Source organism: Halobacteriovorax sp. JY17 (assembly GCF_002753895.1).
Classification (GTDB): Bacteria; Bdellovibrionota; Bacteriovoracia; order Bacteriovoracales; family Bacteriovoracaceae; genus Halobacteriovorax.
The window spans coordinates 248,761-261,856 of record NZ_NJER01000003.1 but is presented as its reverse complement, the minus strand read 5'-3'; the positions used below and the strand labels follow the sequence as shown (position 1 = coordinate 261,856).

21 protein-coding genes and 1 tRNA gene are annotated in these 13,096 nt (G+C 34.3%); 15 read left to right on the top strand and 7 right to left on the bottom strand.

All coding sequences use genetic code 11. The features are described 5' to 3' along the window. The first annotated feature begins 78 nt into the window (after positions 1–78). Positions 79–1,146 carry a hypothetical protein gene (locus CES88_RS13665; RefSeq protein WP_290735443.1) on the top strand — a complete coding sequence of 356 codons (1,068 nt, stop codon included), beginning with the start codon at positions 79–81 and terminating at the stop codon, positions 1,144–1,146. Here CES88_RS13665 and CES88_RS13660 read toward each other — a convergent pair. From CES88_RS13660 to CES88_RS13640, 5 genes are all read right to left on the bottom strand, one after another. Beyond that, positions 1,143–2,324: a twitch domain-containing radical SAM protein gene (locus CES88_RS13660; protein WP_290735440.1), complete on the bottom strand. Its 1,182-nt coding sequence runs from the start codon at positions 2,322–2,324 to the stop codon at positions 1,143–1,145. The genes CES88_RS13665 and CES88_RS13660 overlap by 4 nt on opposite strands. A 103-nt stretch (positions 2,325–2,427) precedes the next feature. Beyond that, a complete protein-coding gene (locus tag CES88_RS13655; protein ID WP_290735437.1) occupies positions 2,428–2,802 on the bottom strand; it encodes a MerR family transcriptional regulator in 375 nt (124 codons plus the stop codon). Continuing rightward, positions 2,795–3,358: an NAD(P)H-dependent oxidoreductase gene (locus CES88_RS13650; RefSeq protein ID WP_290735434.1), complete on the bottom strand. Its 564-nt coding sequence runs from the start codon at positions 3,356–3,358 to the stop codon at positions 2,795–2,797. The genes CES88_RS13655 and CES88_RS13650 overlap by 8 nt, the downstream gene beginning before the upstream one ends. A gap of 64 nt (positions 3,359–3,422) precedes the next feature. Further along, the gene (locus tag CES88_RS13645; protein WP_290735432.1) at positions 3,423–3,788 is read right to left on the bottom strand and encodes a hypothetical protein; all 366 of its coding nucleotides are present in this window, start codon (positions 3,786–3,788) and stop codon (positions 3,423–3,425) included. Between the two features lie 40 nt (positions 3,789–3,828). Beyond that, complete coding sequence (locus tag CES88_RS13640) at positions 3,829–4,224, bottom strand: hypothetical protein (RefSeq protein WP_290735429.1); 396 nt, start codon at positions 4,222–4,224, stop codon at positions 3,829–3,831. 272 nt (positions 4,225–4,496) lie between these two features. Between CES88_RS13640 and CES88_RS13635 the strand changes: the two genes are divergently transcribed. The 9 genes from CES88_RS13635 (at position 4,497) to CES88_RS13595 (ending at position 9,135) form a co-directional block, all read left to right on the top strand. Further along, positions 4,497–5,429, top strand: a complete 933-nt coding sequence (locus tag CES88_RS13635; RefSeq protein WP_290735427.1) for a phosphotransferase — start codon at positions 4,497–4,499, stop codon at positions 5,427–5,429. Positions 5,430–5,554: 125 nt separating this feature from the next. Further along, positions 5,555–5,833, top strand: coding sequence for a hypothetical protein (locus CES88_RS13630; protein ID WP_290735424.1), 279 nt, complete (start codon positions 5,555–5,557; stop codon positions 5,831–5,833). Between the two features lie 331 nt (positions 5,834–6,164). Next, positions 6,165–6,458, top strand: a complete 294-nt coding sequence (locus CES88_RS13625) for a type II toxin-antitoxin system RelE/ParE family toxin (RefSeq protein WP_290735422.1) — start codon at positions 6,165–6,167, stop codon at positions 6,456–6,458. After that, positions 6,451–6,711 (top strand): HigA family addiction module antitoxin, encoded by a 261-nt coding sequence (locus tag CES88_RS13620; protein ID WP_290735419.1) that lies wholly within the window; start codon positions 6,451–6,453, stop codon positions 6,709–6,711. Before CES88_RS13625 ends, CES88_RS13620 begins: the two co-directional genes overlap by 8 nt. A gap of 338 nt (positions 6,712–7,049) precedes the next feature. Beyond that, entirely contained in the window at positions 7,050–7,337 is a 288-nt protein-coding gene (locus CES88_RS13615) for a type II toxin-antitoxin system mRNA interferase toxin, RelE/StbE family (RefSeq protein ID WP_290735416.1), read from the top strand. After that, entirely contained in the window at positions 7,334–7,594 is a 261-nt protein-coding gene (locus CES88_RS13610) for a helix-turn-helix transcriptional regulator (protein ID WP_290735414.1), read from the top strand. The genes CES88_RS13615 and CES88_RS13610 overlap by 4 nt, the downstream gene beginning before the upstream one ends. 388 nt (positions 7,595–7,982) lie before the next feature. Continuing rightward, positions 7,983–8,294: a hypothetical protein gene (locus CES88_RS13605; protein WP_290735411.1), complete on the top strand. Its 312-nt coding sequence runs from the start codon at positions 7,983–7,985 to the stop codon at positions 8,292–8,294. A 9-nt stretch (positions 8,295–8,303) separates the two neighbouring features. After that, on the top strand, positions 8,304–8,591 hold the full coding sequence (locus CES88_RS13600; protein WP_290735408.1) for a helix-turn-helix transcriptional regulator: 288 nt from the start codon (positions 8,304–8,306) through the stop codon (positions 8,589–8,591). 22 nt (positions 8,592–8,613) lie between these two features. Further along, positions 8,614–9,135: a hypothetical protein gene (locus tag CES88_RS13595; RefSeq protein WP_290735405.1), complete on the top strand. Its 522-nt coding sequence runs from the start codon at positions 8,614–8,616 to the stop codon at positions 9,133–9,135. Positions 9,136–9,367: 232 nt separating this feature from the next. Here the strand turns inward: CES88_RS13595 and CES88_RS13590 are convergent. Further along, positions 9,368–9,444: transfer RNA gene (locus CES88_RS13590), tRNA-Ile, on the bottom strand. A 79-nt stretch (positions 9,445–9,523) separates the two neighbouring features. On the opposite strand from CES88_RS13590, the gene dapF reads away from it, so the two are divergent. Next, positions 9,524–10,315, top strand: a complete 792-nt coding sequence (gene dapF / locus CES88_RS13585) for a diaminopimelate epimerase (protein WP_290735402.1) — start codon at positions 9,524–9,526, stop codon at positions 10,313–10,315. On the opposite strand, the gene CES88_RS13580 is transcribed toward dapF, so the two are convergent. Next, a complete protein-coding gene (locus CES88_RS13580) occupies positions 10,295–10,687 on the bottom strand; it encodes a VanZ family protein (RefSeq protein ID WP_290735400.1) in 393 nt (130 codons plus the stop codon). The genes dapF and CES88_RS13580 overlap by 21 nt on opposite strands. A gap of 43 nt (positions 10,688–10,730) precedes the next feature. Between CES88_RS13580 and CES88_RS13575 the strand changes: the two genes are divergently transcribed. From CES88_RS13575 to CES88_RS13560, 4 genes are all read left to right on the top strand, one after another. Beyond that, positions 10,731–11,159 carry a hypothetical protein gene (locus tag CES88_RS13575; RefSeq protein ID WP_290735396.1) on the top strand — a complete coding sequence of 143 codons (429 nt, stop codon included), beginning with the start codon at positions 10,731–10,733 and terminating at the stop codon, positions 11,157–11,159. Beyond that, complete coding sequence (locus CES88_RS13570) at positions 11,159–11,920, top strand: TlyA family RNA methyltransferase (RefSeq protein WP_290735394.1); 762 nt, start codon at positions 11,159–11,161, stop codon at positions 11,918–11,920. Before CES88_RS13575 ends, CES88_RS13570 begins: the two co-directional genes overlap by 1 nt. Before the next feature lie 8 nt (positions 11,921–11,928). Further along, positions 11,929–12,474, top strand: a complete 546-nt coding sequence (locus CES88_RS13565) for a TIGR00730 family Rossman fold protein (RefSeq protein ID WP_290735391.1) — start codon at positions 11,929–11,931, stop codon at positions 12,472–12,474. Positions 12,475–12,564: 90 nt separating this feature from the next. Then, complete coding sequence (locus CES88_RS13560) at positions 12,565–13,062, top strand: c-type cytochrome (RefSeq protein WP_290735388.1); 498 nt, start codon at positions 12,565–12,567, stop codon at positions 13,060–13,062. The last annotated feature ends 34 nt before the right edge of the window (positions 13,063–13,096 follow it).

Below are 13,096 nucleotides of genomic sequence, written 5' to 3'. Positions count from 1 at the left end.
GAAAATTATACTACTATATGAGGTAATTTATAGGAAAACTTGTGATTTTCAGGTGATATTACGTAAAGAGGGATGGAAATGGTTAAGATTTATACAGAATGGGACCCTTTAAGAGAAATTATTGTGGCAAATTGCTACAATATAAATCGAATAAATGTAGACCTTAGTTTTAAATACTTCTTTCATGAAAACCTAAAAGATGGTTTTGTTAAAAATTCAATTAGCCTTCAGCAAAAAATTGTAGAACAAAGACAGGAGGACTTAGATTCTTTTTCAGACTTTCTAATTAAGAAAAAAATTGAAGTGAGTCGTCCTCAAAAGCTTGAGGAAATAAAGAAGTTCAATACTCCAGAGTTTAGTGATTGGACCTGTCCAGTAATAAATCCTCGAGATCAAGTCTTAGTTTATGGGAATGAAATTATAGAAACCTCTTGTATATGGAGAATGAGATACTTTGAAAACGACTTGATGAAAGATTCTTTTAGAAAGTATTTCTTAAAAGGCTCTAGGTGGATTTGTTCTCCACGTCCTGTAATGAACGATGAATCTTATGATTTTGAATTTAAGGATGACCTTGATGAGATAGCAAATGGGCCATTTAAAAATTTTGAAATAATGTTTGATGGAGCACAGTGCTTAAAGTTTGGAAAAGATATTCTCATGAATATTTCAAATAGAAATCATTATCTTGGCTATCTTTGGCTCAGGGGTCACCTTGGTGAAGATGTTAAGATTCATCCTGTGTGCTTAACGGATCATCATATCGATGGAATGTTGATGCCATTAGCTCCTGGTGTAGTGCTCATCAATTCTTCTAGTATGAAACAAAAAATTGAAAGACTTCCTAAGGAGCTCCAAAAATGGAAATATATTCAGGTGCCCGTCCCTCACGATGCTCCATGTGGAATTGATGAGACTTATCTTGCTTCTCAAAATATAAACGTGAATATTCTTTCTCTCTCAGAAAAAGAAGTAGTGACTTTTAACGAAGATGGAAACCCTGATCATGCTTTAGCTGAAACTCTAGCAAAGAATGGGTTTAATGTTCATACTGTAAAATTGAGGCATTCAAGGCTTTTTGGAGGAGGGTTGCATTGCTCAACATTAGATATGGTTAGAGATGGTGAGCAAGGAAAATACTTTTAAGGAAAATATTTTCTTAGTTCCGGAACAATAGTTTTAATATCTTCATCTCTTATTCTATCAAGCTGTGATGTAATATTGATGAAGTTTTCAAAGAATACATCATTTGACTCTAAAGAAAGTTGTTCTAGAACACCATTTAGTTGAATTAAGAGTCCCGTTAAATCATTAAGGTCATGCTTCAGCATTAGAGATTTTGAAAATTGCCTGACAATATTCTTTATTATTACTTTCTGATCCATGGGTAGGTTTGAAATACAAAGATACTCTGGGAGAGTAAGGGGATTTATCCTAATATCCGATGGTCTCAAAATATCATTATCTAAGAAATATGAAATTAAATTAGGTAGATGATGAATATTAAAAATAGATATAGTAGGGAAAATTTTTAAATGAATAGTTGGATAGTCGGAGGCTATTTTGTTAATAAGAGATTTTGTTTCTATCCAGGACATTCCTTTTCTAACATATTCTCCAACCTCTTCTATTCCATCTATGCTTAAATCTAAACTAACATTTTCAAAAAAACTCAAAATCTTTAGGGTATCCTTACCGTTAATATCTAGCTTAGTTAGATTTGTATTAATTAGAATTTCAACTTGTGATTGTCCGTTTTCTAATAATTTCTCTAAAACTTTATAGAATTTGGGTGATAGAAATGGTTCTCCTCCTGCGAAGTAGAGAACTTCTAGAGAAGGTGGAATATTATTTAAAAAATTGGAAAAGTGATCTTCATTTTTGAAGGAATTAACTATTCCTGAAGGAATTGATTCACCCATGATTTGAGCATCATTGTACCAAGAGGTACTAAGTTGTGGTCCGCAAGTTCGGCACTTTAAATTGCAAATATTATCTAGTCTTAAAGATAAGTATTTTAAAGACGGTTCTGAGTCTTTATTAATGTCAGGAAATCTTCTAAGGGAAGACTCTCTGAGGCTTATTTGTCCAAGAGATTCGGCGTCTACACATAGTTGACATTGTTTAGGGATAGATTCTTTAGCAAATTGATCCTGAATAATTCTATTGGATGGAGAATTTAAAATTTCAGCAAAGCTCTCATTCTTAATATCACCAATCTCTTTGTGAGAGGAGGTGTTACAGCAACTATAGACTTTCCCTCCTGGTTCAAGTGAAAGATGTACCCAAGGGAGTGGACAAAAGAATGAATTCTTCTTTTTCATATAGGTCCTATTAGTTAGACGTAATGATAGGGTACATGATTATTCTTTCTATTGTACAAGAAATCTTTAATAATCGTTCATATATTTAAAAATAAGGGTGTGATTATAAGTAATCTAGTAAGCTGCAGTCATTCCTTGTGCAACTTTCTAGGATTGTCTTTATTTGGGACTTAAGTTTTCTTAGTTCTCTTTCCTTCTTTTGAATTTCGATGATCTTCTTATCAAGAAAAGGCTTTAGATCGGTGCTTTTTCCCTTATTGCTAAGTATGAAATCTAATAGAGGCTTGATCTCTTTCAGTGTAAAGCCAAATTGCTTACATCTAAGTATGAATTGATAGATGTGAAGGTCTTTTTCTGAGTATTTCCTATAGCCATTTAGAGAACGGTCGGGAGACTTGGTTAAGTTAATCTTCTCATAATATCTAATCGTATCTGTTTTAATATTTAACTTTTCAGCGAATTCTTTGATTCTATACATTTAAATCCTCAAGAAACTTTACTCTCTTTTCTTTAGAGATTTTCTTAATATTAGGAAAGTTTATCCACTTTGTATTCTTTATTCCAATGTCTTTAAGAATCCCACCTATTAAAACGGTTTTAACAAAATTTCCTTTGAAATATTTTATATACCAGGTCGGACCTTCAGAGGTTGTAATAATTGTGACTTTCGAAATATGAGTGAGCTGTCCAATCAGGCCTCTCGGTGATTCAGTGTAAGCAAAATTTTTAAGTAAAACCTTGTCAAAGAATCCCTTAAGAATTGCAGGCATTGAGTACCACCATATTGGAAATATGATGATTAGCTCACTTACTTGTTTAAGTATTGCTTGATATTCGATGACTTTTAAATCTAGTGGAAGTCCGTCTTTAAATTTCGAAAGCTCTTGAACACTTAGCGCTGGAGAGAAGTCATTTTCATAGAGATCAATACTAATAAAGTTTTTATTTTGGTCCTCTAATTTACGACTGATCTTTTCAAAAATAGCGTGATTAAAGCTTTCTTTCCATGGGTGAGCAATAATAATACCTTTCATATAAACTCCTTTGTAGGAAGTTTAAGGCCTAGAGTATGATCCAAGGTCAAGAGTAAATTAAAGCTTAGAGGTCTTCAATAGAATCAGGCCCCGGATCTTTGATAAATTGCACAGCCTTAATAGTTTTTTTTCCTTCAAGATGGGCCTTACAAATGCGGTGAATACCATCCATGATTCTACCGTCTTCCCCGAGGATAATTGGAAAATCAAAGTTGGCATTTTGAATTTTTTGATAATGTTCAAGAACTTTATTAATTGTTGGTTTGAATCTATCTCCAAACCAACAATCTTCATTAAATCCACTGAAGTTAGAGACTTTAAAATCGAAAGGTTCTAAATCTTTAGATAGTTCCCAGATCGTTTTAACTACCCATGTATATTTCTTCCCATTTAAGCCTATTGAATGTGTATGCTCTTTTTTATTTCCCATAGCTTTAGATAGCATAAAAAGTGAGATTTCTCTAATTTTGTCATTCTTTTGGTGATAGGTCACAATCCATTGTCGATTCAACTCCATGAATAGTTGTCCAATTCCCTGTTAATTTTTCGTTTTCATTTGTTACGGTTATTTCTGAAAGAGTATCTCCCCATGAGTAGTAACCTGCACATCTCATTCTGCTGAAATCATTCTCAAAAACAAATCCAGTACAAACCATCTTAGGAATACTTGTAAAGTGATGCTGTAGTCTCGCACTTATTGGGTTACTGTAGCCACTACCTTCTTCATATGGCGAAGAATCTAGGACTATACTCATTCTAGTGTGGGAACTGTCCCCCTGACATTCTAATACTTGAATTTGAGCATTTTCATTACTCGCTAAAATTGGCTGTGATAAAAGTGCTAAACCTAAAAATAATGCTTTCATGTTGTCCCTCCCGACTCATTGTTGGGGCATTTCTAACAATACTGTAACCATAATACTAATGATTGGATTTTATGGGTATAATAATTAAAAATTATGGAAAGAATCTTTATGTTAGTTTTAAGTTACTCACAAGGAAACAGTTAGATTATGTTTTGTTTGAAAAGTATAGTATTTTTCGGTACTTTAAATTAAGAATCTTGAAAAAGATTAGTGCAATAGTAATTACTTGGTACGGCTCTTTTCATATTGAAGGAACAACTTAGGTTATAGTTATGGACAAATCACTTAAACTTAAAACAGAAGAAATTAAAAAATTTCTAAAGGAAAGTCTTGATAATATCGGTTTTGATTCAATTAAAAGAGAGTGTGTCGACAGCTTTCAACATGAAGCTGAATTTATCTATCTTCTCAATGGGAAAGATGTTGTTGGTCAATATTTTTTAAGAGCATATAAGGGAAATTTCTCATGGTGGACAATTTTTGGAGATCTGCCAAAACGTGAAGAGGTATCAATTAAATACCTTAAAGATTTAGGTGTACCTTGCCCTGATGTCATTGCAATCGGTGTTATTAATAATATCTCCGTTATATTAACTCAAAAAGTAAATGCTATAACGTTAAAGGGGAATTTAGATGAGACCAATATATATAAGCTAGCTTTTGAGTTGGGAAGCTTGCATCGAAAGTCATTAGCTAATCCAATCGAGTCAGCGCATCTTCCAGATGTATCAATCGATAAACTTTTTGAATTGATGTCTGAATGGTCAATTGAAACCAAGGATCAAAGAGTTATTGATGCTGTTAAAATAACTAAAGATAGGATTAATTTAAAATGCAGGAAGGTTTCCTTTCTTCATGGTGATTTGAATGTAGGCAACATCCTGCTTGAGAAGGAGCAGCTTTTATTTATAGACTTTGAAGAGTCTGTGATTGGAAGCCCCATGATTGATGTTGCTACTTTCTGTGAACAATTGAGAAGGTATAAAAAAACAGAGTTAATAAAATTATTTATTAAAAAATATGAAGAATCATCAGGCTATAATGTAGATGAATTAGAAAGCTGGATGAAGATTATGGATTTGAGAGACTTAGTTACGGGAGCTCTCATTAAGTCTCGTCTGAAAGAAGGCCTACAACTTCCTCTTTTTAATCATGATGCATGGATTAAGTATGGAGATAAAGTTTTAAAATCTTATTCAGTCTAATCTATATAAACAAAGAATCCTCCTAAGTAGAAGGCTTTTTGTATGCTTTATTTATTTAATATTGACTAAATCTTACGAGTTTGATTAATGGCTATTAAACGTGTTGATAATCACTCGGAGTCATAATGATAAAAGTCCTTTTTATTTCAATTCTAGTACTAGTTGCTAAGAATTCTTTTGCTGAAGATATTTGTAGAGAGACATTTATTGGTTCTAATGTAGTGACAGTGTGTTTTCCTAACGAGAAAGTTTGTAAGTATTTTAGTTATCATAATATGGCGCCAACTCTCACCTATGACTGTTGGAGTGATGTCGAAAATGATCGCAATGCTTCAAATCGTCTTGGCTGTTCAAACGGGCAATTAGGTTGGCCTGAGTGCGCTAATGGATATATTCTAGATTAGATGTTTTATTCAATAAAGAAACCAAGTTTGATCACATTTGATATATGTTAAGTATGATGTATAAAGTTATTGAACAAAAAAGCCTTCAGTTAAGAAGGCTTTTTAAATGGAGATCCATTCACGAACTTTTTTCTCACTCTTAAGTATCTAAAATAATGCATGTAAATCCTCTCTTTGGTTATTTTCCTCAGTGATGTTGATCTATATTTCTTGAAACCAATAAGTGTATTTTTAGTAATTTAGGAGCAATAAATAACTAGTGAGGAAACAGTTAGGTTATGATTTTTTTAACCTTTGTTGACATGTTTACAGAATGTGGTAATTTGTAAATATGATTAAGTCGATCAATGGAAAAATTACTAGGGATATGGTGAACAAGGGAACTTCAAAAAAGTTTCCTGAAAAACTAAATAAAAGAGCAATCTTCTTATTAATGGCCTTAAGTGATGTGACTGGAATTGAAGATTTAAAGAAGATCTGTGAACCACCTTCCTTAAAACTACATAAGCTGAAAGGGAGCCTGAAAGAATATTGGTCATTAACTATTGAAAAGCCTTGGTGTATTATTTTTAAATACTCAAAAGGTGAATTCATCGATGTTGAAATAGGAGATTATCATGATTGAAATTAAAGTAAGACATTCAGCAGGAGAATTTCTTAAAACGATGATCCTCGAAGAGCGTGGTTTAACACAAAAGTGGTTAGCGCAGGAGATTGGTTGTGCCGAGAGAAAAATCTCTGAAATCTGTAACAATAAACGAGGGATGAGTGCTAAGTTTGCATTAGATCTTGAGAGGGTCTTTGGTATAAGTGCTGAACTTTGGGTAACCATGCAAGCAAAATGGGAACTAAAAAATGCACGCGATCTAGCCGCTTAATAAGCAAAATACAAAGTATAGTCTTAAAATTAAAAAGCCTTCTCGATTAAAAGAAGGCTTTTTAATAACTGGTAGTCCATTCGATCATATAAACGAACTTTTTTTCCTCAGTCGTAAGCTATTAATTTAATTCTGATTTTTCTTTGATTAGGCTATTTTCTTCAGTGATATTATTTTCAATAAATTGAAAGGCTATAACGCATTTTTAGTAAGTTATAACTTTAGAAAAGGTTGGTGAGGAAACACTTTAGGTTATAGTTTCATATTTATTCTACATCTAATCATTTAATACATATAATTAGCTTGATATATATTATATATAATATATACTAGATTTGATGTATAAAGTTCTAGAAACAAAAGATGTTCGTAAAAGTTTAAAAAAGATCCCTGTTGAGATTCAAAGAAAGTATAAAGCTTGGATTTCTGCTGTTCAAAATGGTGGTTCAGAAAACTTAATAAACTTCGCCGGTTTTAAAGATAAGGCCTTGAAGGGAAAGCTACGTGAATGTAGAGCATCAAGATTAAATATTCAGTATAGAGTAATCTACACTGAGGATAAAATGGTAAAAGAAATAATTGTTGTGAGTGTTACTACTCATAAATATGAGGAGGTAATAAGATGAAAGTAGATAGATTAGATTTGGTTGGTGCCGGTGAGTCTATTTTGATTACTCCTGGTGAAATGATTCGTGAGCTTAGAAATTTGAAGGGCTGGTCGCAGTTAGACCTTGCCTCTGAGACAGGAATTTCACAGACCAATATTAGTGCTATAGAAAATGGAAGAGTAAAGCTAGGTAAAGAACGAACAATTGTTTTAGCTGAGGCTCTATCCGTTCACCCTGCATCGATTATGTTTGCAGATTATGATGTAGCTGCTTAGGTACTTAATTCAACTAAGTATATAATCTTGATCGAAGGTGTTTTGAACTCTTTCCACTGCCGCCCGAGGATAACCGTAGAACCCAATTTAGTGTCCCAAACGTAAAAAACCTGTCTAAGGCCAAAGCCCTAAACAGGTTTTTATGGTGGTCCATTCAGTTGCTTACGCGAATTTTTCCTCCTCACTTACAATTCGCTAATATTATTAATGAAACTCTGTGGTTTGGTTATTTTCCTCAGTCAGTTTGATCTGTATTTTTGAATCTCGCTGAATGTATTTTTGACTACTTATAAACATAAGAAAAGTTAGTGAGGAAGCAGTTAGGTTATGAGTTTACAATAAGTATATCGTTGTTGATATTATCTCGACTTTGATATATAATAAGTTGATGAAATGGAAGGTAGTAATCACAAAGAAGTGTGAAAAAGAATATATAGAGCTACTTGATAGTGGTGCAATAACAGATGCTCAAAATGATATTATTGTAGATATTATCGAAGCAATGGAAGAGCATGGGCCAGATGTATTTAGTGATTATGTTTCTTACGATATAAAGGATCATGATCTTGTTAGAGATAAAAAATGGTCAAACCATAAATCTTGCTCATTTTCAAAATCAGGAAGACTTATATATAGGTACAACGAAGGAAAAATTGAAATTGCTATTGTGAGAATAACTCCTGAGCATGATTATAGTTAGAGGTTTATTATGAAAAATGCAAAAGACGTCATTAAGAGAAAGATCAAAAAGGAATCAGCAGGAGATATCTTGAAAAGATATCGTGAGTCTTTTGAGCTCTCTCAAACTGCTCTTGCAGAGCTAATTGGAACGACTCAGAATAATATCTCAGCTATAGAGAATGGAAAAAGAGAGATAGGTGTAAATGTCGCTATCAAGTTATGTGCGATATTTCCTTTAACTCTAGAAAAACTTTTGATTCCTCAAGGTCTTAAAAATCATCCCGACTATATAAAGGCACTAAAAAAGGCGTCTTAATATATTAGGATAAAGTATAACAATGGTACTCAATCACTATTTTACTCTTGTAGATAAATCTTTTCCACAAAGACAAGCTTTGTTAGACAAAGGTTTTAATCTCCATGGGCCTCGTAGTCACAAGGGACAAGGAACTAGTGCAGAATTTATACTTTTTCCAAAAAATTATATTGAATATATTTGGATTGATGATGTTGAAGCTTCAAAAAATAATCTCTTAAAACTTTACAGACGAGAACAAGAAAGTGCTTGTAAATATGGACTGTGCTTTTCTGGGGCTTTGCCAGAAGAATATAGAAAGGATTTTATACTTTATATTCCACCCTACAGTCTAAGTTTCAAAATTATGGTTCTCAAGGAATCAATCTCTGATCTATCGATGCCCTTAATATTTGTCGATTCTAGATCAAGTAACCCAAAAGATTCTGAGCCTCAAAATAATAAAAACCTTACTGCGACTGTATTTAACTCTCAAGATAAGTTTTTCATAACTGAAGATATAAAAAATTTCAACATCCCAAAATATTTTAGAGACCTAATTTAAATATTCTTCTTTTGATATACTTAAAGAGAGAAGTAGAATTAAAAAAGCCCCAGCTAAAAACTGAGGCTTTAAAATCATGGTGGAGCATACAAGATTTGCTGTCACGATCCGAACGCTTATCAAGCGTTCTCTCGATCCAGTGTGACCACCACTTTGTGGCGTTCACTAGTACCAATTTAGTGTCCCAAACGAAAAAAACCTGTCTAAGGCCAGGGCCCTAAACAGGTTTTTATGGTGGAGCATACAAGATTTGAACTTGTGACCACCCGGTTATGAGCCGGGGGCTCTAACCAACTGAGCTAATGCTCCTCATATTGGTTGTTTGGCTTTATAATATAAGTCGAAGTGTCTATAATGTAAATTCTCAAAATGGCCAAAAAGGATGACTATGAGCGCTAAAATTTCGTTTGATAAGTATTGTGGGACAGGAAATGACTTTATCGTTCTTGATAATCGAACAAATTCTTTTGACCCTAAGGACTCTAAGCTTTGGCAGAGGTTATGCGATAGACGCTTTGGCGTTGGGGCCGATGGGGTACTCTTCTTTAATACAAGTGAAGAATACGACTTTGAAATGGTCTATCTAAATGCAGATGGGGGCGAAGTTGGAATGTGCGGGAACGGTGCAAGGGCACTGACTAGTTTTGCTAAGAAAATTCAATTTGATAAAGTTGAGTTTACCTTTAAGACACGTGACGGGATTTACTCAAGTGAAGTCTTAAAGAGTGGAGATATAAAACTTGAGATGTCGAGGCTTGATGAAGTTGGAGCAATCGATGTTTCTGATATTATACCTAATGAAAATTCATTCTATATGAATACAGGTGTTCCTCACGCTGTTTACTTTGTAAATTCAGTATCAGAAGTTCCATTAGAAGAATGGGGAAGTAAGGTTCGCTACGACGAGAGATTCACTGAAGGCTGTAATGCGAACTTTGTCCAAGTGATAGCTGATGGAAAATTGAAAGTGAGAACCTATGAGAGAGGAGTAGAAGGGGAGACCCTTGCTTGTGGTACAGGCGCTGTTGCTTGCGCTTTTGCCTATAGAAAATTACACAAGTCAGTGGATGTAATCGATATAGAAGTTCCTGGTGGAGAGTTACAAATAATCTTTGAAAATGAAAAGGTGTATCTCTGTGGAAAAGCTTTAAAAATATTTTCAGGAGTCTTTGAGCTTTAGGATATTTTCAATGTGAACTAAAATATTTGAGAGATACTTTCCAAAAGTGAAGAGACCAACGATAAGGCCTGTCGTGTTGGCAAGAATGTCTAAGAGTTCAAAAGATCTATAGCCTGTCATCAGTTGAAGAAATTCAATGAGAATGCCCATTATTACAAATAAAATAAATACCTTTTTATAAGAAGATTTTTTCAAGATAAGAGTGAAGTAGCTCATTAAGAAGAAGTAGGCACTAAAGTGGAGAATTTTATCAAAGTGTTCAAAAGGGGGAGTTGATGGGGCGGATCTTCTTAGGCATAGATAGAAAATACCAGCAATATAGCTAAGTCCTATGAATAACCAGATTTTTTGTAGTTTTAGCTCTTTCATCATTTATATTTTTGAGTTTTTAACAAATTGATAATAGACTAGCTCTATGCAAAATAAAAGATCTCAAAAGATTTTTCTGTGTATTGTCGCTTTCATGATCTGTTTTTCAAGTCAGGCGACAATTATTTTAAATCTTGGAATTATTCATAAGAAGGCCCTTAGTGCAAATGAAGGACATATTCTTGTCAGTGAAGTTCATGAGATTAAAGAACTTGAAAACGGAGAGAGTTTCTTTGTTACAATGAAAAATGGCGTCGGTGTCGAGTTTAAGGCCTTTTTTGTTCAAAACTTGAATGACTACGGTCCAAGTCCTTTAATTGCTCTCACGGGGAAGATTTATAATGCCCAGGGAAGTGTTTTAAAAAGTATTACAGAGAATGATTTCACTATACCACTAGACTCTGAAAAAGTTCTGGTCTTTGATGATAAGTCAGGACAAGAAGTTATTATTAAAATTGTTCCAACACTACTCTAATGAAAGACCGCGCCGATAAAATACTCGTCTCTCTAAATATGGCATCAACTAGGTCGCAGGCCTCTTTACTTATTAAAGAGGGGGTCGTCTTCTATAAAGGCATTCAAGTTAAGAAGCCTTCATTTCCAGTAGACGGAGAAGGCCTAGAAGTTAGAAAAGAAAATATATTCGTAGGAAGAGGTGCTCATAAAATTGAAGGGGCTTTGAAGTTCTTTGGTGTTGACCCTACTGATATGATAGTTGCTGATGTCGGAGCCTGTACTGGTGGCTTCACTGATTTTATTTTAAAAAATGGAGCATCAAAAGTTTACGCAATTGATGTTGGACATGGTCAACTTGCCTCCTCACTTCTTGATGATTCAAGAGTTGTGAATATGGAAGGAATCAATATTCGCTATGAATTAATTCTTGATGAAAAAGTGGATCTCGCAGTCGTGGACTTATCCTATATTTCTTTGAAGCTTACTCTTGATACAATTTTTTCTTTAGTTAAAGATACTGGAAAAGTCATTGCTTTGGTTAAGCCACAGTTTGAAGTTGGAAAAGAAAATATTGGTAAAGGTGGAATCGTTAAGGACGAGAAAGCAAAACTGAGCTCGCTAGAGTCTCTCTACGATTGGTGTCTAGAGAGAAATTATGCTATTAAGAACGCAACGGTTTCTCCAATTACTGGTAAAACTGGAAATACGGAGTACTTCTTTTACTTTGAAAAATCTCTTAAGGAGCATCAATTAAAAAGAGAAGACTTGGCAAAAATTTAAAGGTTTCTATGAAAAAGATATGTGTATTTTGTGGTTCAAGTGCTGGAAGGGGTGAAGGCTATAAGTCTATGGCCCAGAAGATGGGAACAACATTAACGGATAATAATTTAGGGCTTGTTTACGGCGGCGCCTCGATTGGAGTGATGGGAGCCATGGCCGACGAAGTCCTAGGTGCTGGAGGAGAAGTTTGGGGAGTTATGCCCAAGTCTCTAGTTGAGTGGGAAGTGGCCCATTCTGGTCTCACGAAGTTTGAAGTTGTTGACTCAATGCATGTTAGAAAGCAAATTATGTATGACTGGTCAGATGCATTCGTCGCCATGCCAGGTGGATTTGGAACACTCGATGAATTATGTGAAATTCTCACTTGGGCGCAGCTAAAGTACCACCAGAAGCCTTGTTTCCTACTAAACTTCAATGGTTTCTTTGACCATCTTGTGAGGCATTTTGAGCATATCAATAAAGAAGGTTTTCTTTCTGATGAGCATTTGAAATTGATAACAGTTGTTGATAGCTTTGAAGAACTTGAGAACTCGTTGAAAAATTGCTTCGTCTAGGCGCGTAATAATTGCCAATAGTTGTGTGATAATATATACTTTCATCACTTATCAAACCAATTTTGAAATATAATTAAGTCTGGAGATCACATGACTAGGTTGGTGACTTTCGCCGTAGTTTTAATTGCTCTTATAGTAGCAGCGAATTTAAATACATTTAAATCTGAAAAAGTTTCAAACGAACCTTTTGATCTTAAGAAGCAAGAGCTTGCTTATGCAGAACACTTAAAGACTTTAAAAGAATTAGAAGAAAAACGCTTGGCCCTTTTACATCCAGTAAAAGAAGTTGAAGAAGTTGTTGAAGAGGGACCACTTGTTGTTCTTGATACTCCTCAACTCGTTCATGGAAGTGAAGTTTATAAGACTTGTGTTGTTTGCCACGGAAAAAGAGGTGAAGGAAAGAAGTCTCAAAAAGCTCCACATATCGGTGGTCAACTTGATTGGTACATTGAAAAGCAATTAGTTGATATGAAAAGTGGCGCTAGAGTAAATAAAGTGATGGAGCCATACCTAAAGAAACTTGAAGCTCAAGACTTTAAAGATCTTGCTGCCTATATTTCTAAACTCCCTTGGGGAGAGAAGAAGTAAAACTCTTAGCGGCTTATTGGCCGCTTTTTTTTGG